The organism is Leptospira sarikeiensis, from assembly GCF_004769615.1.
Classification (GTDB): Bacteria; Spirochaetota; Leptospiria; order Leptospirales; family Leptospiraceae; genus Leptospira_B; species Leptospira_B sarikeiensis.
Genome location: NZ_RQGF01000012.1, coordinates 339,114 through 358,910, shown reverse-complemented (window position 1 = coordinate 358,910; position 19,797 = coordinate 339,114). Strand labels below are relative to the sequence as shown.

The following is a 19,797-nucleotide window of genomic DNA, read 5'->3' as shown; positions in this document are numbered from 1 at the left end:
ATAATCGAATGCCTGATTGGGCCTTCGATTATATCCTTTTACCCCTCGGAATTTACTGTGCCAGAATGACGGACGTAAGTATTGGAACCGTTCGAATCATTCTAATCTCAAGAGAAAGAAAGATCTTTGCTGCAATGCTTGGCTTTGTGGAAGTTCTTCTCTGGCTTATAGTAATCACTCAGATCATGAGAAATCTAAGCAATGTTCTCTGCTATATCGCTTACGCAGGCGGTTTTGCAACAGGCACCTTCTTAGGAATGGTTGTAGAAGAGAAGCTTGCAATCGGGCATTCACTTATCCGCATCATCGTTCCGGAGAAAGGAGAAGAGATCGTTCAAAATCTGACCCAAGCCGGATACAGGACCACAAGCCTGGAAGCTCAAGGAGCAAGAGGCCCCGTAAAAGTGATCCTTTCCTTTTTAAGAAGAAAGGACATACCGATCGTGTTAGCAATCCTAAAGAAAACGGCTCCAGGAGCTTTCTATACGATAGAGAATGCGCGTAAGACCAGTGATCCGGAACTTTGGAAGACTGAAGGACAGGAAGGAGAAAGTTTTGCCCGTATTTTATGGAGAAGGCAATCCAGAGTAAGGAAATGATCCCGGGGACAAGCCCCGGAAACCCGGAAAAGAAAAAAGTCCCTTAGGCTGGGACTTTTACCAAGATCTTTTTAATTTCCTTATGCATAAAGGTAGGGAAATTCAAATTGTACTGAGGCAATAATACCTTCCAGTCGTCCTTTCTGATGGACTTCCTACAATTACTTGAACCACAAGCGCATTCAAAGGTCTGATCAAAGTTTACTACGAAGTTTCCGTAGTCGATGGTCAGCTCTTCTCCGGGCTCTATATCCCGTTTGGCTATAATATTATCCGTTTGATCGTACCACATGTTCGGATCACAGGAATGGTTCATAAAATTGGAGCTATTGATAACGTATTCAGGTCCGGAAGGTCCGGTGACTAGCCCGAAGTCTACGTCATAGCCGTATTTCATGAAGATTTCCTTTTCCTCTTCCGGAAGTTCGTCAGCTTCCGAAACGGAGAGTACTTTCCATCCGAATTCCTCATCCTCGATCCACTCGCTATAACTGAACAATAAAGTTCCCTTAGCGATTGGTTGAGAGGCGAAGATTCCGTTTTCCCCGAACTTGTTCGTGCGTCTTTCGATCATGCAAGATCAACCTGCTCTTCCCCATTAGGGGCAAAATTTTTATCAGTCAAGACCGAGATCGAAAAAACTTCAATTAAAAATATGAAATACCCCCTAGCTTGTCCCCTAAAAAAGAAAGACCGGTCCGGAAGGGTCACATAGATGTACTTGGAAAAAAATTTCTGATGGATCGATCTTCGGATGTTTGGACCGGGCTCGGACTATCTTCCGTTCCCTTTTAGAAATTTTAGATATGATTTCAGGGGGAGAAGAAGGTTATCTCTAGTCCGACGATAGTCTTCTATCGGACCTTAACCCTTGTCCGGAAGAAGAGTGGAGATCAATTCATAGGTCCAGTCCCCATAGTCCTCGTCCTCAGTGCTTTCTTTCTTTAAAGATCTCCAGTGACTCCCCTTTCTTTCCAAGACTAGGGATGAGATCTGAAAAAGAGAGGTGCGACCGCTTGCTTCTTCTAGTCTGGAACTGTCCCGGCCTATCTCCAAAAAACAAGTGAGAGGAAAAAACCTTTCCCAATTTTCTCCTAAATCCTGGATCATTTCTTCCAAGTCCCGGTCCGAGTCCCCAGTCGAAAGCCGAGTCACGTCTACAAAGATCGGAAGGTCTCTACCCGAATGTCCGAGGACTCCTGAATGTACTTCCTTACAGAACCGGATTGCTTGGGAAAAATTTTCCGCAAAGCCAAGTACCGCAGATGAGTGACCATTCGAGATCCTGGATATCATTCTTCCGAAACTTAATCCATCTTCTAAACCCAAACTTCCTTTCGGAAGGATCAGAATCGGTCGGACGTCTTTACGAACCAAACGAAACAGGTATTTAACTAATGCGAAGGATTTATTTCTAGTCGGTTGGAACAGAGTTAGAAACATATCTACTTCACTTGTCGAACGAAACTTATCTTTCGTTTAGTATAATTTATCTTAGAAAAATTAAATCTATGTCTCATAATCGAATGCAATTTTCATAAAATTCAAGAAAAGGAAAAACGCTTGAGTACATTATGCGCTTATGTAAGTTTCGGATTTGTTTTATAAGGGGAGGCCCGATGTTTATGAGTGGAAAACGATTTCTTTCTAAGAATGATCACCAAAAGATCTTATCCACTATCGAAGGTTCTGCCCACTCCCAGGCCACACAACCAAGCATATTGGAAATGATACGTAAGACACTTTCCAAGGCCAAAAAGATAGACGCAAGCCAAGTCCCACAAGATCTGATCACCATGAATTCCAAATTCGTACTCAAGGATTTGGGCAACGCGGAAGCATTTCAGTTCACTTTAGTGTATCCGGAAGATGTTGCGGAGAACGCAACACCGAACGGTAAACTTTCCCTCTTCTCCGCACACGGTTCCGCTGTTTTAGGAGCTCGAGTGGGAGAAGTAGTTCGTTGGGAAATCAACGGCATGGACAAATACCTTAGGGTCCAGGAATTACTGTATCAACCTGCGGCTATTTAGGATAGCCGTATAGTCCGCCCAATTCCTTAGTTAAAAGATCTTTATAATCCACTTCGTTGATCTGTCCGTTACGGATATCATAAACCCATCCGTGAATTTTCGGAAAACCATACTTCGCTAAAGCGTTTTGGATCATTCCGGTCTTATATAGGTTCACAACTTGTTCCGCCACGTTCAATTGGATTAGCCTTTCTTCCTTCTTATCATCCGGCAAAAGATCCAATTCTTCCCTATGTTTCAGATACACATCCTTAATATGAGTGATCCAGTTGTCGATGAGACCGGTTGCCTGGCCCTTAAGTGCGGCCCTTACTCCCCCACAACCATAATGCCCGCATACTATGATATGTTTTACGTTTAATGCTTCAATCGCGTATTGAACCACACTAAAGAGGGACATATCGTCCACAGAGACAACGTTTGCAATATTCCTGGTCACGAAAATTTCTCCAGGATTGGTTTTGGTGATCACGTTTACAGGAACCCTAGAGTCACTACAACCTATGAATAGTACCTGAGGGCTTTGGCCTTCCGCATTCCTTGCGAAAAATTCAGGATCTTCCGAAGTCCTTTCTTCCACCCATTGTTGGTTATTTGTAAGCAATCTTTGGTAGGATTCGTTCATTTCTTCTTTTAAAGATTCGATATCGTTATGCATGTGCGGTATTCCTCCTAGGATTACTTTAATATCCTTATGATATGCGTTTTTTCTAAAATCATGTATCAGTTCTCGAATATCCAGGTCCATATGAAGTGTCCTGGTCCCGTCAATCTCTAACGTGATCCCGGAAGGTTGCTCTTCTAAAACCGATTTGATCCTAGACTTATGCAAGAATCCGATCACTTCACCGAGAACGATCCGTCTGAATTTTCCATGAGATTCCACACGGATGACTGCGCCCTGGTTGTCTCTGTATAGAACAAAAATCAGAGATACTATGATCCCGCAGAACGTTCCGATAAGAACATTTGTGAATAGAGTTACTGCGACCGTCGCGAGGAATGGTAAGAACTGAGAATATCCCTTCTGGAACATCAACTTAAACATCGCAGGCCTTGCAAGTTTTAGCCCTGTAAAAGCTAAGATCGCAGCCAAAGAAGCGAGCGGGATCTTATTCATCAGTTTAGGGAAAAGTAATACACTTGTACCGATCCAAACCCCGTGCATAATCGCGGAAAGTCTTGTTTTTGCTCCTGAAGAAGCGTTTACGGAACCTCTCACCACGACGCTTGTGATCGGAATTCCACCCGCAAGTCCGCAAGCCATATTTCCCAATCCTTGAGCGATCAATTCCCGGGACATAGGGCTTTTGCGATTCTCTTCGTCCAACTTATCCACCACTTCTATGGAAAGAAGAGATTCTAAAGAAGAAGCGAACGCGATCGTGAGAGCCAATGTCCAGACTGTTCCATTATTCCAAAAAGAGAAATCCGGAAAGTCCAAATGATTGAATAACTCGGAAGCATTCTTAAATACCGGAAGAGTAACTAAGTGGTCCTGGGTTAAAGTTCCTCCAGGTAGAAACTCTCCTAGAAAAATATTCACCGATGTTCCCAATAGGATCGCGAATAAGGAAGCAGGGATATATTTGAATTTTTTAGAGAAGTAACGATCCCAGACCCAGAAAGCAACCAAGGAAATAATCCCTATGATGAAAACATTCTGCTGTAAATTTCGTACAGCATGAACGATCAACATGAGAGAGTTTGTTTCTTTCGGTTCGTGAGGATCGTGATAGGATTCGTTGATATCCTCTTTCGTAAGATCAAACTCTTCTACCCCGAATTCTTCTACATCGTAACCGATCAAGTGAGGAAGTTGTTTGATCACTAGAAGTAATCCGATCGCGACAGACATTCCAATCACGGTTGCAGAAGGCAAATATGCGGATAATGCTCCCGTTTTTAGGATCCCTAGGATGGTTTGAATGATCCCTGCGATCAAAAGGGCCAATAAAAACGCTTCGAAATTCCCTAGATCTTTGATCCCGGAAAGAACAATTGCGGTTAAACTAGCAGTTGGTCCTGATACGCTGAGAGCCGATTTACTAAAAGTTCCTACTACTATCCCGCCTATAAAACCGGAAATAATTCCGGAAAATAAGGGAGCACCGGATGCATGAGCGATCCCCAAACAAAGAGGAATAGCTACTAAAAACACCGCGATACTTGCTGGAAGATCGTAAGGAAGTGAAGAAATGAATTGTTTTGTTTTCGTATTCATGATACCCGCTTGGCGGAATTTACATAAAAATAAATTCCAGAATTGGAAACGGTTGATAAGGCCGTAACTTTTTCCGACGTCAGTCGAAAGTATCTATATGTAGATGAAATTAGATTCTACTCTCGTTGCCAGGATTTTTTATAAAACTTGAATTTAGAAAAAGCAAGAGAGTGTTGAAGATATAATGAAATTTTTTTAAAAAAATGGAACCGAGAAGGAAGCAATGAAGAAAAATTTGTTCAAACTTATAAGATTAGAATCCATATTTATAACTTTCGTAATATTTAGTTTTTCGAATATTCTAATATCGAAAGAAAAAGAAAAGACTGAGACTGCCATCTTCGCAGGCGGTTGTTTTTGGTGTATGGAAGGTCCTTTTGAGAAATTGCCCGGAGTAATTTCGGTCGTATCCGGTTATACAGGCGGAAAGGAGAAGGATCCGACATATGAAGACGTAGGTTACGGAAGAACAAGCCATCGAGAATCCGTTTTAGTAACCTATGATCCGAAAAAGATCGATTATGCAAAACTACTTGATACGTATTGGAGACAAATTGATCCTACAGACTCAGGCGGGCAATTCGCAGATCGTGGAAATCAATACAGAACTGCGATCTACTATAAAGATGAGGCTCAGAGAAAATTAGCCCAAGAATTTAAAGATAAGATCGGAGCCTCAGGAAAATTCTCTTCTCCAATTGCCGTGGAGATCTTAGCTGCGAGTGAATTTTATCCCGCGGAAGAATATCACCAAGACTATTATAAAAAGAATCCTACTCACTATAAACAGTATAGAAAAGGTTCCGGAAGAGAAGATTATGTAATCAAAGTTTGGGGAGCTAAAGCCGATTAGGAGACGCAGAGTTATTGGGAGTCTAAGCCTCAGAGGTTTTTTCCACGCAGAGGCGCGGAGTCGCTGAGGTTTAGATCAATGTAAATAAAACCCCTCTGTGTCTTTGCGGCTCTGCGTGAACATCTCCGCGTCTCTTCAAACTCTGCGACTTATTATCCTAATAAACGGAAGAGATAGATTGTAAGTCTTTGAAGTTTATCTCTTTCCGGACCTGGGATCTCTTTTTCAAGATCGATTGTCTTTCTATAGATCGACTTCAAATGGTTTTTCATGGTTCCTGGATGAATGCCTAAATCTTCGCTGATACGGCTCTTGTCTTTACCGGATGCGATCCCTGCACAGATCTCGGTCTCTTTTTTAGTAAGTTTTGTCTTATCTCTTAAGATACCGATCAAAGTTTCACGATCCATTCCCTCATACTTTCTGAAAGTATCTGAAGGAGAAGAAAGATCGGAAACCTTAGCTTTCACATCATCTCCTTCAGGATTTGCAAGAATAGTGCTTAAAAAACTGGAAACTTCTCCGTTACGATCTCTGATCGGGGTCACATTCTGTTTCCAATCGGAAACATTCACAAAACCGTTTTTAATATTTGAGTTTGCGACAGACACGGAACCCTGAAGAACCGATTCCCAAAATTCATCATAAAAAGTTTTGGAAGAATTAGAGCCTGATTGGAATGCTTTAGGAGTTTTACCTACAAGTTCCTCTTCTTTTAAACCGGAGATTTTTTCGAATTGTTTGTTCACCGCAAGGATCACACCTTCTTTGTCGGTTAAAAACATTCCGTTTTGAGATTGCTGAAATGCTTTATATAATGCGTCTTTTTTCTCGGATTCAGAATTCTTATCTTCTGAAAAAACTACAAGGTAGGATAACTCAGGCATAGAATATACAAGCTGCTTGGTTTGCAGATAATTCCCGTCCTTCCCTATTAAACGAAGTGCTCTTCCTCCGAATTCTCCAACTTTTGCAACATTAGGTAGAATGACTGTCTCGAAATATTTTCTATCCGTTTCGGAAAGAAAATCGGCAAGGCTCATTGTTTTTGCAGATTCGACCGACTGAATACCGAGAGTCTTTCTTCCATTTTCGTTAATATGGAGAATCCGTCCGTTCGAATCGCAAATTAACAAAATGTCGGGCATACTTTCTTGTCTTTGAACTAATTCTTTAACGTTTTCCAAACTTAAATCCATCCGATTCGTATTGAATCTAAAGAAACCGATCGAATCGTTCGAAAAGATTTCTCTTTTATTAATAACTTAAGACATATATTTATATAAAAATCCTACACACAGTTCTTAAGAATCAGTAAAGAACTTCTACACCGGTAAGAACATAATATCTATAGAAGAGCCCAACAAAGAGAGGCCCAAGACAAAACTCTTAGGGGATTTGTTGCAAAAGAAAGGCAAACTTGCTAGAGGGATCCACTGTATCAATCCCTACAAAAATGGTATAACTAGAATGGATTAGTTTCTTGCTTCCCTGGCATTCGTTTTCAATCCTAAAGTTATGAGTGATCTGAAACTTGTTATCGGAAATAAAAACGTTTCTTCCTGGTCCTTGAGGCCATGGATCCTTCTCAAACATTTCGGAATTCCTTTCGAAGAAATTCCGCTAAAACTTTTCACACCTGAATACGCCCAAGTGATCGATAAGTATTCTCCTTCGGGAAAGGTGCCTGTTCTACATGACGGAAATCTACAAATATGGGATAGCCTGGGAATATCCGAATATTTGGCGGAAACCTTTTCCAATAAAGATTTCTGGCCCAAAGACAAAACCGCAAGAGCAAAGGCCAGATCCATTACTGCAGAAATGCACTCAGGATTTTCAGGATTAAGATCCAACTTAAGCATGAACTTTGTAGGAAGAAAGACGGACTATCAACCTCCGATCGAGGCTCAAAAAGACATAGATAGGATCCAAGAGATATGGGAAGAATGTATCAGTTCCTACGGAGGCCCCTTCCTATTCGGAAAAGATTTCTCTATCGCAGATGCATTCTATACTCCGGTTGTCTCCAGATTCATAACCTATGGAGTAAAATTAAGCTCCAAATCATCCGGATATATACAAACAATCTCCAATCTTCCAGCATACAAAGTTTGGGAAGACGGAGCCAAGTTAGAAGTATCTTAAAGAAAAATTTGTAGAACGATAAGATCTTTTAAGAAGGATCTTATCGTTTGAGAAACCCGGAATTTAATCCGAAAAACTCGAAAAGGGTCAGAAACCGCAGACTCTCAATAAATCTTAAAAAAGCAATACAACCACAAAACTCTATGTAAAGATCCTGTGAATTACGGCAGTTCCTACATTTTGTATGTGCGAATCCTTCTTGCTTATATGCGAATTTTCTGATATAGGGAAATGAAGCTCTCCCACAAGCCACTCCCCCCACCCTATACAGGGAGGGGGCTTTTCCGTCCTTATGTAGGAGTTCCAACAAAAGTAAATTTTTTCAACTTCTAAGGACAACTGGAGTTTGTTCGCTTAAAAAATGGCATTCCTCATTCTCATGCAAGAAGAGTTCCGATGATCCGAATCAGATCTTTATTGCCTGATGCATTATTCGCCAAAAGTAAAATGTTTCAGGCTATCACAATCCTTCAAAGAGGCATTTCCGCTCTCATGTAGGAGTTCCAACAAAAGTGAAATTCATGTAGGAACTTTTTCAGAATGCATACATATTTTTGCTTGTTTTATGTTTAGTATTTCTATAAAATCCAAACATGAATTTCAAGAGGAGAGGCACGGAAGAATTACCTCCGAGCCGATTTGATAAAACTTCTAGAGAAGTTTGGTTAGAAGATAGATATGATCTGGGAGAAGAACCTTCTCCTGCCACTCAGTTTTTTTGGGAAGATTCCAAATCCATCTTAACCAGAAATAAATCTCCTGACATTCCTTTCGATGCGAGTATCAATCCGTATCGAGGCTGCGAGCACGGTTGTATTTATTGTTTTGCAAGACCGAATCATTCTTACGTGGATCTTTCTCCCGGATTGGATTTCGAGACCAAAATTTTCGTAAAAAAAGAACCTGCCAAATTACTCGCAGAAGAATTAAGAAAGAAGAAGCAGGCAGTACTTCCGATCACTCTCGGGACCGCAACCGATCCCTATCAACCTGGAGAAAGGATATATAAGAATACACGCTCTATTCTGGAAGTGTTGTTGGAATTCCGACAACCTGCGGCGATCATTACTAAATCCTCCCTAATCCAAAGAGATTTGGATATTCTCTCCGAAATGGGTAAATTAGGTATTTTGAAAGTATTTCTTTCTATCACCACTTTGGACAAAGAACTCTGGGCAAAGTTAGAGCCCCGGGCGCCCGCTCCTAACAAAAGAATGGAAACTCTTCGAAAGCTAACCGAAGTAGGAGTTCCAACCGGAGTATTATTTGCTCCTGTAATCCCGTTTATCAACGATTTCGAAATGGAAAACTTATTGGAGCAAGCCTCTATCTCGGGTGCTGAAGCTGCTGGAATGGTATTTATCCGACTTCCTTTCGAAGTGGCCCCACTTTTCGAGGACTGGTTAACTAGGCATTTCCCCCTTAAAAAAGAAAAAGTCCTAAAAGTGATCTCCGAGGCAAGAGGCGGAAAATTATACGAAGCAAAATGGGGAGAAAGAATGAAAGGCGCCGGTCATTATGCTGATCTTCTACAAAAAAGATTCTCCATTTGTATGAAACGATTCAATCTTACGACAAGAAGACAACTGAGAACCGATCTATTTTCCGTTCCGATTCGTTATCTTACTAAAAAGAAAAAATCGGAACATTTACAACCCGATCTATTCTCAGACCAGGATCTATAAATTTGCCCTAATCATTACGTTCGTTCAAAATACTTGAAAGAAAGAATCCCCTCAGGGTAGAAATTTCCTTCCCCATTTTCGCTACGCATCGGATATTTACCGAATGAATTGGGAACAAAACTACCAGATTGAAGACGGAACCTTTGTCGGAGCCGGAGACGTATCCATTTATTACAGGGCCTATCGTGCAAAAGACGCAAGCCAACCTAAAACATTAGTTGTCCATCACGGGATCGGAGAGCATGGAAAAAGATACGACAATCTTTTAGAAGCTCTTTCCGGGAAAGGATATAATGTTTATCTAATAGATGCAAGGGGACACGGAAAATCCGGCGGAAGCAGAGGAGTAGTAACCCATTTCAACCAATTCTTAGCTGACTTGGATCGCCTAGTGAGTATCGCAAAACAAAAAGAAGGTGTAAAACAAGTCACTCTCTTAGGGCATTCTATGGGAGCATTGATCTCTCTTTTTTATGCAGGAGAACCTTCTCATCAAGCAAGCCTAGATCGTTTGGTTTTAAGCGGGCTTCCAATCTCAGTAAAAACAGATCTAGTAATGAATATCAAAAAAGGCGCCGGAAGTTTACTCGCAGGTGCGTTCCCAACATTGACTGTTCCTACAGGTTTAGATGTAAAAGCATTATCCAGAGACAATTCAGTGGTAGAAGCTTATAAAAAAGATCCACTGGTTCACGGTTCTGTTGGAGCTTATTTGGGGGATTTCCTATTAAATTCCAAAGAGAAAGCTTTGGAGAAAGCCACAAAAATTAATTTTCCAGTGTATCTATTCCATGGAAAAGAAGATTCTATCGCACTTTCTGTCGGAACAGAAGAAGCTTTTGAAAAAATCCCTTCTTCCGATAAGAGCATGAAAATTTACGAAGGTTTATATCACGAAACCATGAATGAACTTCCTGCAGACAAAGCAAGAGTACTCGGAGACTTAGTGAACTGGCTTCAAACTCATTGACCTTCCTACAATAAAAGGGGAGAAATTCTCCCCTTTACGAGCCGGTGGATGAGCGAATCAACCGCATATTCACCACTCGCCTCCTTTAGCCGGTCGGCATTGTCTCAAATGTTTTCAATGATGGGTCAATTGAATCCCATTTTAGCCCACGAACTTTATAAGTAAGCACATGAGGTGAAAAGCGGCTCGGCTCATCCAGACTTCCCGCATGAATCGCGATCAAGTCCGGCATTGCAGCAAAACTTAAGTAAACCGGAGTTCCGCATACCGGACAGAAGGAATGGATCTTTATATTTCCACTATCTCCTTTTACTTCCCAATGAGTCGCTTCGCCAGTGATCGTCATCTCGGATCTTACAGGAAATGTAAGATAAGAACCATGCCCAGTTCCGCTTCTCTTTTGACAATCAGTACATTGGCAATGATTTTGAAAGATAGGGCTGTGTTTCGTTGAATAACGGATCGCGCCACAAGCACATCCGCCTGTATAAGCTTCGCTCATGAAAGACTCCCGCTTGATGTTGCCTTTGGTTTAGCGAAGACATCGATCCCTTGTCCTGTTTCTAATAATGATTTCAAACTAGAAAGAACGATTGGCCATCCTTGTTGGATACCTTTAGCCATTCCGCTGCCCGCCTCAAGCTCATCATGAGTAACAGTTAATCTTACCATATCCTCATACTCTTCGACGTTGAAGGTTACGCGACTGTAGCTTTCCGGATCAGAAGCTTGAGAAGGACTTGCCCAGCTGATCACCAAACGTGTTGGAGGTGCAACTTCTACTACCTTACCTACTATATTCACAATACGTTCTTCATTATTACGCACATGTTCCCATGAAGATCCTGGTTTCCAGTCGGAGATATTCTCGTGACCCCAATAACGTTTTGTTATCTCTGGATTGGTGATCGCCTCAAACACCTTCTCCGGCGTAGAGCGTATATAAGTCACGTAAACGAAACTAGTCTTCTCTTTACTCATTGTTATTCTCTCCTTCAAGTTCCTTCTTCAGGTCATGCAGCAGGCTAAGACGTTGGTATTCAAATTTTCTCACCCAGCGTTCATAGACCTCATGCAACGGCACGGGATTGATGAAATGGAGCTTCTCCCTTCCTCGTCGAACCGTACTGATCAAATTGGCCGCCTCCAGGATCCCAATATGCTGAGTAGCAGATTGCCGAGTCATATCCAGATGTTCGCAAAGTTGCCCCAAAGTCTGGCCGTTCTTCTCATATAGAAGGTCGAGCAGCTTTCTGCGTGTAGGATCTCCCAGCGCCTTGAAAACATTATCAGCGTCCATTCGTTAGTTAATTAAGAAAATTATATGCAGGTAAATACCTGCATGTCAATTAGAATATTTAGGAAATTACCAACAATTAAGAAGAAAAAGAAAGATTTCTTAAGGATATCCATAAACTTTAAAAACTCATTCATATATGCGGTTACTAAAGCTATTTACGAGTTTCAGTAAATTGAGTAGAATTTACGGAAATAGAAAAGGTGATTGGATCAAATGGAAAATTCAAAAGTTTTCGCTATGTCTTTCGCAAAAGTTTATCCAATGTATGTTCAGAAAGCCGAAAGAAAAGGGCGAACTAAAGCAGAAGTTGATAAGATCATTTTTTGGCTTACCGGTTATGATCAAAAAGGATTTCAAAAACAGCTTAAGAACGAAGTGAATTTCAAAGAATTTTTTGATCAGGCCCCACAACTAAATAAAAATGTTTCGCTTATCAAAGGAGTGATCTGCGGCTATAGGGTAGAAGACATCGAAGACAAACTTATGCAGAAAATCCGTTATCTTGATAAGCTTGTGGATGAACTAGCAAAAGGAAAATCTATGGAAAAGATCTTGAGAGGCTCGGAGCAATAATTCTGCCTACAAGATTCAATTTTAATTCGACGCTTCTTAGGCTTACTCAGTTATTATATAAGATCATACTATGGAAAAAATAAATCTATTCGTTGATAAAGTAAAACAATTCTGTATGAGCCAAGACATAGTTGAAGGTGTCGCAGTCGCAGGATCCTTTATTTCTAAAGAATTAGATAAATATTCTGATATAGATTTCGTAATTATTCTAAAAGATGGGATCCAATACACTCGAGAAGAAATGATCGAGTTCGCGAATCAATTCGGACCTTTACTTTCTGCATTCACAGGAGAGCACGTTGGAGAAAAAAGATTACTGATCTGTCTCTATGAAGATCCATTTCTTCATGTAGATTATAAATTTATCCAACTCTCAGAGTTAAGAGATCGGGTCGAAAATCCTATAATTATCTATCAAAAGAATAAAGAGATCGACTCTATCCTTGAAAGTAAAGAAGCCCAATGGCCAAACCCGGATTTTCAATGGATTGAAGATAGATTTTGGGTTTGGATACATTATGCCGCCACAAAACTAGGAAGAGGAGAATATTTTGAAACGATCGATTTTCTTTCCTTTCTTAGAGGTGTTGTTTTAGGTCCCTTACTTCATCTTAAAAACAAATCTCTTCCTCGCGGCGTTCGGAAGTTGGAGTTTATTCTTGATCCAACTGATCTTGAAAAATTAAGATCAACGATCCCGGCATATGATTTCCATTCGCTCAAAACATCGTTATTGAATTCTGCCAAACTCTATAATGAGTTGAAGTTAGTACTTTATGGACCGGGTATTAAAAATTTTTCAAAAGCGGAAACTTACTCTTTAGATTATTTAAATAAAATCAATAAATGATATTTCTCGACCTACAATCAGTAGTGCTTCGAGATTTTTTATTTTTTGAGTTGAGCCAATAGCGAAATCAGATGTTTACGATCTGAAGCGGACATACCTTTATACAAACGAGCATTCATTTTTCTTCCCGCTCGAATTGCCTTCAAACGTGTATTTTTGCCTGACGTAGTGAGTCGGACCTGACTCTCTCTTGCGTCAATGGAGGAACGCTCCTGAACCGCTAGATCCAAATCGACCAATTTCTGTACTAATGGAGTAATGCTGGACTGATCTCTAAAAATCTTTTTAGCAATCTCTTTCATAGATTGAGGACGATCCCCTTTTAGAGCACAAAGAACAGCGCCCATCGCAGGGGTTATATCGGTCAGTCCGAAACGAATATAATCTTTCTTGATTTCATCTAAAATTTGATCTCGTAGCCCAGTAATTAGGACTAATAGCCTATCTTGTTCCATTCTTTACCAATCCTCCATCTTCTCTTCAAAGGAACCTTTATTTAAAACCAAAAATTGCTTTGAATCCCAAGCAATATTCAGTTCCACCAAAAGATATTCTACGATTTATGATTTACAGCAACGAGCATAAATCTTCTACCTAAATTGATAATTTATAAAATGCTTTGAATGCCAAGCATTTCGGGGGCAAATTTGTCTAAAAATAATATGTTTATACGACTTTCTTATTTGATATTCGCTTTAATCTCTTATGCAATTTATCTTTTTTCTATAATAGTTTTTGTCTTTCGGCTGCTCGATACTACTCAATTCCTAAAGCCGATCTCATTCGAATTTCAATTCGGAGTAATAGGATCGATTTGTATAAACATTGCGTTAGTACTGTTTTTCGGAGTACCCCATAGCGTAATGGCCAGGGCAGGTTTCAAAAATTTTTGCCGCAAAATAATACCACTGCCGATCGAAAGAAGTTTTTACGTTCTTATCACAAGCATTACTTTAATCGTCCTTTCCTGCCTATGGCAACCGATCGATATCGAGATTTGGAACATTCAAAACAATTTCGGAATATATCTGATCCATGTAATCTTTTCGATCGGATTGTTCTTAGCTGTTCTTTCCTCTTTCTTGATCGATCATTTTGAACTTTTTGGATTAAAGCAGGCCTGGAGTTTTCTAAAAAAATCCGAATCACACTCAACCGAGTTCTCTACTCCTTCCTTATACAAGTTAGTACGCCATCCAATGATGTTCGGAATACTATTGGCCTTATGGAGTACAACATTCATGAAAGCGGATCATCTAATTCTATCCATAGGTATGACTCTTTATATCATCATAGGAACATTCTATGAGGAAAGAGATCTGATCAAAATGTTTGGCGAAAAGTATCTGAATTACAAACGAGCAGTTCCGATGCTTCTTCCATTTTTTGCACTCAATAAAGGATCGGAACAAATTCGATCCAAGGATAAAATATGAAACTTGATAATATGATATTGTCTCAGAGATTCTGTGGCCCGCCTAAAACAGGCAATGGCGGTTTTACTGCAGGTATTTTGGTTGAGGCTGTCAGAACTAATGCGGCCGAAATACGTTTGCTCGGGCCCACTCCTGTCGAAACTCCGATCCTTATGGAATCGGAAAGCGGACAACGAGGAGCGATTTACGACGACTCAAAGAAAATACTCGCAACTTTGAAATCAATCCCTAACGAAGATTTTCCAGAGTATAAATTACCTTTTGTTCCTGATTTGGAAGATGTAAAAAAGATCTCCGCTCTTTATCCTGGATTTACAACTCATCCATTCCCCACATGTTTTGTCTGCGGTCCTAAAAGAGAAGTACATGACGGAATGAGAATATTTGTAGGTCCTGCTCCGGAACAAATTGGATTTGAAAATCTTATGGCAGGACATTGGTTGCCGGACCAATCAGTTTCATCGCAAGATGGTTCTGTTAGAGATGCAGCAATTTGGGGGGCTTTGGACTGCCCAGGTGGATTCTCGGCTGTTTTATATGAGCCTCAACTAATCGTATTAAGCAAAATCCGAGGTAAGATCATAGAACACCCTAAGATCGGAGAAGATTATACAGTTCTAAGTTGGAGATTGCAGAAAATGTCCAGAGCATTCAAAGTAATGACTGCTATTTTCGAATCGGATTCTAAAAGATTATTTGCGATCGCAGAAGCACTTTGGCTAGCTCCTCGAAATTGGGACAGTGCAAACCAAGATTGGTGATCCTATCTGTGGCCTGATACGAATGATCGGGCCACAGTTCTAGAATTTTTAGGAAAGCTCGGAGAGTAATTTATCGAGCCCTTGGAAGAGTTCCTTCCAACCATCAGCCGCACCAAGTTCCGCCTCGCGTACTTCTGCAGACGCATATGTCCACACATGAGTCAGAAGAGTTAGATTTCCTTCGGTGGTAAATTTACGAGACTCGACTGTAGCATCCGGATTTTCCGGACCGTCCGGATTAAACGCTGCCAGATCTGTCGCATAATTCTCGTTATTCGAAAATTTTTCAGGAACAACCACTTCTAGGAATTTTCCATAAATACCCATCTTGGTTCCTTTTTGATCCGCAAAGACATACAAGTATTTGCCTCCGACCTTCAGATCATTTTCTATAGAATCGATTGTCCATCCTTCCGGACCGGTCAGCCATCTGCGCATCAACTCAGGTTTTGTAAAACAATCGAATACCAATTGGCGAGGTGCCGCAAAATAACGTGTGAGCACTACTTCTCTTTCGCCTTTTAACTCTACCTTTACTTCTTTTTGATCTGTAGTCATTTTCATTGATCTCCTTTTATTTGCATCGTCTGCAATTCTTCGAGTAGCCCATCGAGTACTTGATAACGCTTCTCCCACATCTGGCGGTATTTCTCGATCCAATCCGTGGCTTTTTTGAGCTGCGTAGTTTCAAGTCTACGCGGTCGCTCCTGAGCTCGGATCGTGGTCGAAATAAGGCCGGCTTCCTCCAAAACTTTGAGATGCCTTGAAATGGCAGGCTGGCTCATATTGAAGGGTTTAGCGAGCTCCATGACCGTTAAATCGCCTTTCGCGAGGCGCATCAATATCGCGCGGCGAGTCGAATCAGCGAGTGCGGCAAAGGTAGAATCGAGGTTTTGCATAGCTAGTTTGTTATATAATAATGTAGTTATATAAAAAGAAAATGTCAATCTTTTTTATGGGTTGGGTTATTGAAAAAGGGAGGGGATTTTGGGGGGATTGGAGACGGTAGTTACGCGGTCACATGCTACTTGAAGCTAATGTAAGTGGAGCAGGCCTTAGCGAATCTGCTTCTGGCTCTAATAGGTCGCATATTCTAAAGATAAGTGTTTGAATACATAAACATCTTGAATTACAGTCGAGGCCGGTTACGTGATATTTTGCCGGTATGATTGACTGTTAATAGCCTCATCAATTTGAATTGCCATATCATATAATACATTTGTAACTGAATTGGATATATCAATTACTTCATTAATATTAGATAAAGTAATATTCTTTCCATGTGCAATTTCATTTCGCAACCCAACTAATTTACTTAAAGTATGCTTATGATCCTCTAACTCTTTACTTGAAATACAAATTTTCTTATTATTTTCCTCAAGTATATTCGGCCATAAATTACTTTTAGTGTCCAATAATTCAAGATTTTGCATTCTTTTTCTCAGAATATGGCCAGGGTTTTGCAATAACTCTAAAATGTTTCGTATGTCATATGTGTTTTTGAATTTTTTATATTCATCCTCAAAAATATAAATTCTTATCGTGTCTTTAAATTCGCCTAATTCAAGATTAAGCTGCTTTAAGTGACTTACATAATGATCCCAAAGAAATTTAATAAAACCTTCATAATGCGCATATGTGATTAAAATTAAAGCCCTGGCCAAATAGAGCTTTTTGTTTGAATTCACCTGGGTTTGGAAAAATTCTTTCTTTAAAAGAGTTAACTCTTCTTCTCGCCACTGCAAATCACTTTCTATTATATTCATGGTATAATTTCAAATATTGAGTTAATTCTACCTTCAATATCAGATCTCTTACTAGCACTCGGACCGGTAAATCTTTTAAATACGTCTTCTTGCAGCCTCTTTGGGACAACTTCTTCTAGCATTTGTATCGTCGGAATTTTTCCAAAATCAAGGCTTCTTGCCAAACCTACAGCTACTGCTTCGTAATAGGCTGGAGACAATGAACCAAGTGGGCGGCCAGCCTTATATCTCACAAAAGAAGCCGCCCCTAATGAATTTGACAAAAGAGTAAACGTATCTACAAAAATCTTTTCTTCTTTACGATAATTAAAAATATTTCCTTTTAATAGAATGCTCTCCATATATTCGTTCAACCAATTCGCGATATTACCTCTGTATTGAGCAAGAAAATTTTTCGCTGCAAAGAATCTAAGAATCAATTCTTCATCCATTTTTTTCGAAATCTCTGTATCAGGTAAAGTTTCTATACAGATTTGAAAAGCAGGGTAATCGGACATTTTCTTTAAAAAATCATAAAATTCTTTTCCATTTTCTCCAATCATCCTCGCAGTAACATTCCTGATCTCCTGCTCAGACAAGTTACTCCCTCCAGTGTTTAAACGCTTAAACATTTGGTAGCGTAATTGCTTTTTACTTTGCCTTTTAATAATTACAGTTCTCAAGACTGCTCTTTTGAGTCTTAATTTTAGGCGTAAAGGAAGATCCTCGTATTGATTCCCATTCAAATCATCAATGAGATCGCACCCATTTAATGTAAACCCATCTAAGTTTAAAATCTCAGGGTTAACGAATTGTGTTATACTACTTACTCGCTGAAGGCCATCAACTAACTCAAAAATCCCATCTTCGTTTTCAACAACATATATTTCGGGAATGGGGAGTTCTAAAATGATAGATTCGACAAGTTTAGATTTTTGTTCATCACTCCATCTAAATAATCTTTGGTAGTCAGGTTGAATGACCATTTCTTTGTTTTCAATTAGAGACATGATTTCATTGCATGAAATATCGATTGATTCGGTACGAACTTCCCCGATTTTTTCATCAATTTTCAATAATATGTCTTCTTCCATTTCCAATCCTTTTTGTATTTTTAGGGAAATATTCGCTAATCGAACTCTGCAAAAGCAAATCCTGTCTAACGTGCTAAATCTTGCAACTGCTTAACTTTTGCATCCTTCTCTGGTGATTCATATGCCTTTAAGGAGAAATTATTTAAGTTATACTCTTTCGTAATATAGTTTTCTTTATGAGGACCAAGTAGCTCCTTATCCGGCTCCGTGGTCTTGGCAGCAAGGATACGTTTCATTCCTTCTTCGCCTTGAGCGAACCAATCCGGATCGACTGCAAGATTTACCCTATGGCCTCTAAGCTGGGTTAACGCGTATGGGCCTTCATAGCCGCTTTCCCGGATCAATTTTCCGTAAAATAGAAATTCTACTTCTTGGCGGCCTGCGTTCAACTTTCCGTCAAAACTGGCCCAGGCGATCGGGTCCCCATTCCCCGAATTTACGAGGTTTGCTTCTAAATGATAATTTCCGGCTTTGAATACGTTCAATCCGGCCTTTACGCTCAAAGAACCTTCTTTAGGAATATCTAAAAAATATCCGCTCCATTCTGCAGGGATATAAGGAGAAGAGAAAAAGGAAGTCAGTAGTTTTCCCTGCTTCTTCTCCTTTCCGTATTCCATCTCCACTTCCAAGAACATATCTCCCCAGTCCTTGTAAGTAGGCCTCCATTCGAAGGTGAATATATTATCCTTCGCGTGGGCATCTCCATCGATCCCCTTATCATTCCCATCCGGAGGAAGGGCCACGAATTTATTGCCGTCGAATTCTTTCCAAAGCTTTACACTACGAACGTTCACGGTGGTTTTTTCGTAATTAGAAGTATTAAAACATTCTAATGTGATATGGACCGGGTCTTTTACTCCGATCGCAGCCCATTGTAAAGGTTGTAATTTGCAAGAGTAGCCGTTCGGTTTCTTATCTTCCGGGTGATCCACCATTTGAATAGCGGCAAGTTGGATAAAATATGGATTGGTTAAGTCCTCATTATACTTCGTTAAAGGCCTTGAGTTTGGAGGATACTCTGCCCATTCTAAATAATCTTTTAAGATCTTTTCCGGAGGAATGGACTCATCCAAATTTTGTAGGAAGTTTGTTTGCTCTTCTCCTGAAATTCCTCCAGGAGGACTTCCTTTTGCCATCCATTCTGCTTTCGCCTTTTTCTCTTCTTCCGATAAAAACCAGCCGCTTTCTTCCGCTTCATCCCTTAATAGATAGAATGTTAATGCGGCTACGAGCAGCAACCCTAGGTAGATAAAAATTTTTTTTTGACTCATTTCTATTTTTCAATGCCCAATGCAAGGCTCACCTGTATAAGAAATCTAGGTGCCCGCTCAACACTTATTTTTGAATTACTTCAGCGAATCATGACTAATCCAAAAGGATTAGTTTTATTAGAACGAATTCGATTCGGTTCCTTGGTCTGTTTCGGCGATCTTTCTATCTTCACCCAAAATTACGCCGTAACGATTGTTGGAAATAAATTGTAACTAACACTGCATGCTATTATAGCGTACGCTATACATCAGTAT

At 40.1% G+C, this 19,797-nt stretch carries 23 protein-coding genes; 10 read left to right on the top strand and 13 right to left on the bottom strand.

Translation table 11 applies throughout. The features are described 5' to 3' along the window. Positions 1-8 precede the first annotated feature (8 nt). Positions 9-599, top strand: a complete 591-nt coding sequence (locus tag EHQ64_RS06130; protein ID WP_135648607.1) for a DUF2179 domain-containing protein — start codon at positions 9-11, stop codon at positions 597-599. A 43-nt stretch (positions 600-642) separates the two neighbouring features. On the opposite strand, the gene EHQ64_RS06125 is transcribed toward EHQ64_RS06130, so the two are convergent. Beyond that, positions 643-1,173, bottom strand: coding sequence for an SET domain-containing protein (locus tag EHQ64_RS06125; RefSeq protein WP_135648606.1), 531 nt, complete (start codon positions 1,171-1,173; stop codon positions 643-645). Positions 1,174-1,463: 290 nt separating this feature from the next. Further along, positions 1,464-2,042 (bottom strand): hypothetical protein, encoded by a 579-nt coding sequence (locus EHQ64_RS06120; RefSeq protein ID WP_135648605.1) that lies wholly within the window; start codon positions 2,040-2,042, stop codon positions 1,464-1,466. 182 nt (positions 2,043-2,224) lie between these two features. Between EHQ64_RS06120 and EHQ64_RS06115 the strand changes: the two genes are divergently transcribed. Then, positions 2,225-2,632 carry a GreA/GreB family elongation factor gene (locus EHQ64_RS06115; RefSeq protein WP_135648604.1) on the top strand — a complete coding sequence of 136 codons (408 nt, stop codon included), beginning with the start codon at positions 2,225-2,227 and terminating at the stop codon, positions 2,630-2,632. Here EHQ64_RS06115 and EHQ64_RS06110 read toward each other — a convergent pair. Next, complete coding sequence (locus EHQ64_RS06110) at positions 2,625-4,856, bottom strand: SulP family inorganic anion transporter (protein WP_135648603.1); 2,232 nt, start codon at positions 4,854-4,856, stop codon at positions 2,625-2,627. The genes EHQ64_RS06115 and EHQ64_RS06110 overlap by 8 nt on opposite strands. A gap of 223 nt (positions 4,857-5,079) precedes the next feature. Between EHQ64_RS06110 and msrA the strand changes: the two genes are divergently transcribed. Continuing rightward, a complete protein-coding gene (gene msrA / locus EHQ64_RS06105; protein ID WP_135648602.1) occupies positions 5,080-5,709 on the top strand; it encodes a peptide-methionine (S)-S-oxide reductase MsrA in 630 nt (209 codons plus the stop codon). A gap of 152 nt (positions 5,710-5,861) precedes the next feature. Here msrA and EHQ64_RS06100 read toward each other — a convergent pair whose 3' ends face one another. Beyond that, entirely contained in the window at positions 5,862-6,908 is a 1,047-nt protein-coding gene (locus tag EHQ64_RS06100) for a PAS domain-containing protein (protein WP_135648601.1), read from the bottom strand. A 319-nt stretch (positions 6,909-7,227) separates the two neighbouring features. Between EHQ64_RS06100 and EHQ64_RS06095 the strand changes: the two genes are divergently transcribed. From EHQ64_RS06095 to EHQ64_RS06085, 3 genes are all read left to right on the top strand, one after another. Continuing rightward, on the top strand, positions 7,228-7,857 hold the full coding sequence (locus EHQ64_RS06095; RefSeq protein WP_135648600.1) for a glutathione S-transferase family protein: 630 nt from the start codon (positions 7,228-7,230) through the stop codon (positions 7,855-7,857). Positions 7,858-8,450: 593 nt separating this feature from the next. Then, on the top strand, positions 8,451-9,542 hold the full coding sequence (locus EHQ64_RS06090) for a PA0069 family radical SAM protein (RefSeq protein ID WP_135648599.1): 1,092 nt from the start codon (positions 8,451-8,453) through the stop codon (positions 9,540-9,542). Positions 9,543-9,645: 103 nt separating this feature from the next. After that, positions 9,646-10,512 carry an alpha/beta hydrolase gene (locus tag EHQ64_RS06085; RefSeq protein WP_135648598.1) on the top strand — a complete coding sequence of 289 codons (867 nt, stop codon included), beginning with the start codon at positions 9,646-9,648 and terminating at the stop codon, positions 10,510-10,512. Positions 10,513-10,597: 85 nt separating this feature from the next. Here EHQ64_RS06085 and EHQ64_RS06080 read toward each other — a convergent pair whose 3' ends face one another. From EHQ64_RS06080 to EHQ64_RS06070, 3 genes are read right to left on the bottom strand one after another with little or no spacing between them, the layout of a single operon-like run. Then, positions 10,598-11,014: a GFA family protein gene (locus EHQ64_RS06080; protein WP_135648597.1), complete on the bottom strand. Its 417-nt coding sequence runs from the start codon at positions 11,012-11,014 to the stop codon at positions 10,598-10,600. Beyond that, complete coding sequence (locus EHQ64_RS06075) at positions 11,011-11,493, bottom strand: SRPBCC family protein (RefSeq protein WP_135648596.1); 483 nt, start codon at positions 11,491-11,493, stop codon at positions 11,011-11,013. Before EHQ64_RS06075 ends, EHQ64_RS06080 begins: the two co-directional genes overlap by 4 nt. Continuing rightward, complete coding sequence (locus tag EHQ64_RS06070) at positions 11,486-11,812, bottom strand: ArsR/SmtB family transcription factor (protein WP_135648595.1); 327 nt, start codon at positions 11,810-11,812, stop codon at positions 11,486-11,488. Before EHQ64_RS06070 ends, EHQ64_RS06075 begins: the two co-directional genes overlap by 8 nt. A gap of 213 nt (positions 11,813-12,025) precedes the next feature. Here EHQ64_RS06070 and EHQ64_RS06065 point away from each other — a divergent pair, with 213 nt between their 5' ends. Both EHQ64_RS06065 and EHQ64_RS06060 read left to right on the top strand, forming a co-directional pair. Further along, the gene (locus EHQ64_RS06065; protein WP_135648594.1) at positions 12,026-12,385 is read left to right on the top strand and encodes a DUF2200 domain-containing protein; all 360 of its coding nucleotides are present in this window, start codon (positions 12,026-12,028) and stop codon (positions 12,383-12,385) included. A 70-nt stretch (positions 12,386-12,455) separates the two neighbouring features. Next, positions 12,456-13,235, top strand: a complete 780-nt coding sequence (locus EHQ64_RS06060; RefSeq protein WP_135648593.1) for a nucleotidyltransferase domain-containing protein — start codon at positions 12,456-12,458, stop codon at positions 13,233-13,235. 38 nt (positions 13,236-13,273) lie between these two features. Here EHQ64_RS06060 and EHQ64_RS06055 read toward each other — a convergent pair whose 3' ends face one another. Then, the gene (locus EHQ64_RS06055; protein WP_135648592.1) at positions 13,274-13,690 is read right to left on the bottom strand and encodes a MarR family winged helix-turn-helix transcriptional regulator; all 417 of its coding nucleotides are present in this window, start codon (positions 13,688-13,690) and stop codon (positions 13,274-13,276) included. Between the two features lie 408 nt (positions 13,691-14,098). On the opposite strand from EHQ64_RS06055, the gene EHQ64_RS06050 reads away from it, so the two are divergent. Continuing rightward, positions 14,099-14,671 carry a methyltransferase family protein gene (locus EHQ64_RS06050; protein WP_246048603.1) on the top strand — a complete coding sequence of 191 codons (573 nt, stop codon included), beginning with the start codon at positions 14,099-14,101 and terminating at the stop codon, positions 14,669-14,671. Then, complete coding sequence (locus tag EHQ64_RS06045) at positions 14,668-15,432, top strand: hypothetical protein (protein WP_135648591.1); 765 nt, start codon at positions 14,668-14,670, stop codon at positions 15,430-15,432. Before EHQ64_RS06050 ends, EHQ64_RS06045 begins: the two co-directional genes overlap by 4 nt. A gap of 48 nt (positions 15,433-15,480) precedes the next feature. Here EHQ64_RS06045 and EHQ64_RS06040 read toward each other — a convergent pair whose 3' ends face one another. From EHQ64_RS06040 to EHQ64_RS06020, 5 genes are all read right to left on the bottom strand, one after another. Further along, positions 15,481-15,990 carry an SRPBCC domain-containing protein gene (locus EHQ64_RS06040; protein WP_135648590.1) on the bottom strand — a complete coding sequence of 170 codons (510 nt, stop codon included), beginning with the start codon at positions 15,988-15,990 and terminating at the stop codon, positions 15,481-15,483. A 2-nt stretch (positions 15,991-15,992) separates the two neighbouring features. Further along, positions 15,993-16,331 carry an ArsR/SmtB family transcription factor gene (locus EHQ64_RS06035; protein ID WP_135648589.1) on the bottom strand — a complete coding sequence of 113 codons (339 nt, stop codon included), beginning with the start codon at positions 16,329-16,331 and terminating at the stop codon, positions 15,993-15,995. Between the two features lie 246 nt (positions 16,332-16,577). After that, positions 16,578-17,198: an MAE_28990/MAE_18760 family HEPN-like nuclease gene (locus EHQ64_RS06030; RefSeq protein WP_135648588.1), complete on the bottom strand. Its 621-nt coding sequence runs from the start codon at positions 17,196-17,198 to the stop codon at positions 16,578-16,580. After that, positions 17,195-18,271: a DUF262 domain-containing protein gene (locus tag EHQ64_RS06025; RefSeq protein ID WP_135648587.1), complete on the bottom strand. Its 1,077-nt coding sequence runs from the start codon at positions 18,269-18,271 to the stop codon at positions 17,195-17,197. Before EHQ64_RS06025 ends, EHQ64_RS06030 begins: the two co-directional genes overlap by 4 nt. Before the next feature lie 65 nt (positions 18,272-18,336). Continuing rightward, positions 18,337-19,542, bottom strand: coding sequence for a DUF4785 family immunoglobulin-like domain-containing protein (locus EHQ64_RS06020; RefSeq protein WP_135648586.1), 1,206 nt, complete (start codon positions 19,540-19,542; stop codon positions 18,337-18,339). Positions 19,543-19,797 lie beyond the last annotated feature (255 nt).

Coding starts and splice junctions, on each gene's coding strand:
- EHQ64_RS06130 (WP_135648607.1), top strand. CDS start 9: ATGCCTGATTGGGCCTTCGATTATATCCTTTTACCCCTCGGAATTTAC.
- EHQ64_RS06125 (WP_135648606.1), bottom strand. CDS start 1,173: ATGATCGAAAGACGCACGAACAAGTTCGGGGAAAACGGAATCTTCGCC.
- EHQ64_RS06120 (WP_135648605.1), bottom strand. CDS start 2,042: ATGTTTCTAACTCTGTTCCAACCGACTAGAAATAAATCCTTCGCATTA.
- EHQ64_RS06115 (WP_135648604.1), top strand. CDS start 2,225: ATGAGTGGAAAACGATTTCTTTCTAAGAATGATCACCAAAAGATCTTA.
- EHQ64_RS06110 (WP_135648603.1), bottom strand. CDS start 4,856: ATGAATACGAAAACAAAACAATTCATTTCTTCACTTCCTTACGATCTT.
- msrA (WP_135648602.1), top strand. CDS start 5,080: ATGAAGAAAAATTTGTTCAAACTTATAAGATTAGAATCCATATTTATA.
- EHQ64_RS06100 (WP_135648601.1), bottom strand. CDS start 6,908: ATGGATTTAAGTTTGGAAAACGTTAAAGAATTAGTTCAAAGACAAGAA.
- EHQ64_RS06095 (WP_135648600.1), top strand. CDS start 7,228: ATGAGTGATCTGAAACTTGTTATCGGAAATAAAAACGTTTCTTCCTGG.
- EHQ64_RS06090 (WP_135648599.1), top strand. CDS start 8,451: ATGAATTTCAAGAGGAGAGGCACGGAAGAATTACCTCCGAGCCGATTT.
- EHQ64_RS06085 (WP_135648598.1), top strand. CDS start 9,646: ATGAATTGGGAACAAAACTACCAGATTGAAGACGGAACCTTTGTCGGA.
- EHQ64_RS06080 (WP_135648597.1), bottom strand. CDS start 11,014: ATGAGCGAAGCTTATACAGGCGGATGTGCTTGTGGCGCGATCCGTTAT.
- EHQ64_RS06075 (WP_135648596.1), bottom strand. CDS start 11,493: ATGAGTAAAGAGAAGACTAGTTTCGTTTACGTGACTTATATACGCTCT.
- EHQ64_RS06070 (WP_135648595.1), bottom strand. CDS start 11,812: ATGGACGCTGATAATGTTTTCAAGGCGCTGGGAGATCCTACACGCAGA.
- EHQ64_RS06065 (WP_135648594.1), top strand. CDS start 12,026: ATGGAAAATTCAAAAGTTTTCGCTATGTCTTTCGCAAAAGTTTATCCA.
- EHQ64_RS06060 (WP_135648593.1), top strand. CDS start 12,456: ATGGAAAAAATAAATCTATTCGTTGATAAAGTAAAACAATTCTGTATG.
- EHQ64_RS06055 (WP_135648592.1), bottom strand. CDS start 13,690: ATGGAACAAGATAGGCTATTAGTCCTAATTACTGGGCTACGAGATCAA.
- EHQ64_RS06050 (WP_246048603.1), top strand. CDS start 14,099: ATGGCCAGGGCAGGTTTCAAAAATTTTTGCCGCAAAATAATACCACTG.
- EHQ64_RS06045 (WP_135648591.1), top strand. CDS start 14,668: ATGAAACTTGATAATATGATATTGTCTCAGAGATTCTGTGGCCCGCCT.
- EHQ64_RS06040 (WP_135648590.1), bottom strand. CDS start 15,990: ATGACTACAGATCAAAAAGAAGTAAAGGTAGAGTTAAAAGGCGAAAGA.
- EHQ64_RS06035 (WP_135648589.1), bottom strand. CDS start 16,331: ATGCAAAACCTCGATTCTACCTTTGCCGCACTCGCTGATTCGACTCGC.
- EHQ64_RS06030 (WP_135648588.1), bottom strand. CDS start 17,198: ATGAATATAATAGAAAGTGATTTGCAGTGGCGAGAAGAAGAGTTAACT.
- EHQ64_RS06025 (WP_135648587.1), bottom strand. CDS start 18,271: ATGGAAGAAGACATATTATTGAAAATTGATGAAAAAATCGGGGAAGTT.
- EHQ64_RS06020 (WP_135648586.1), bottom strand. CDS start 19,542: ATGAGTCAAAAAAAAATTTTTATCTACCTAGGGTTGCTGCTCGTAGCC.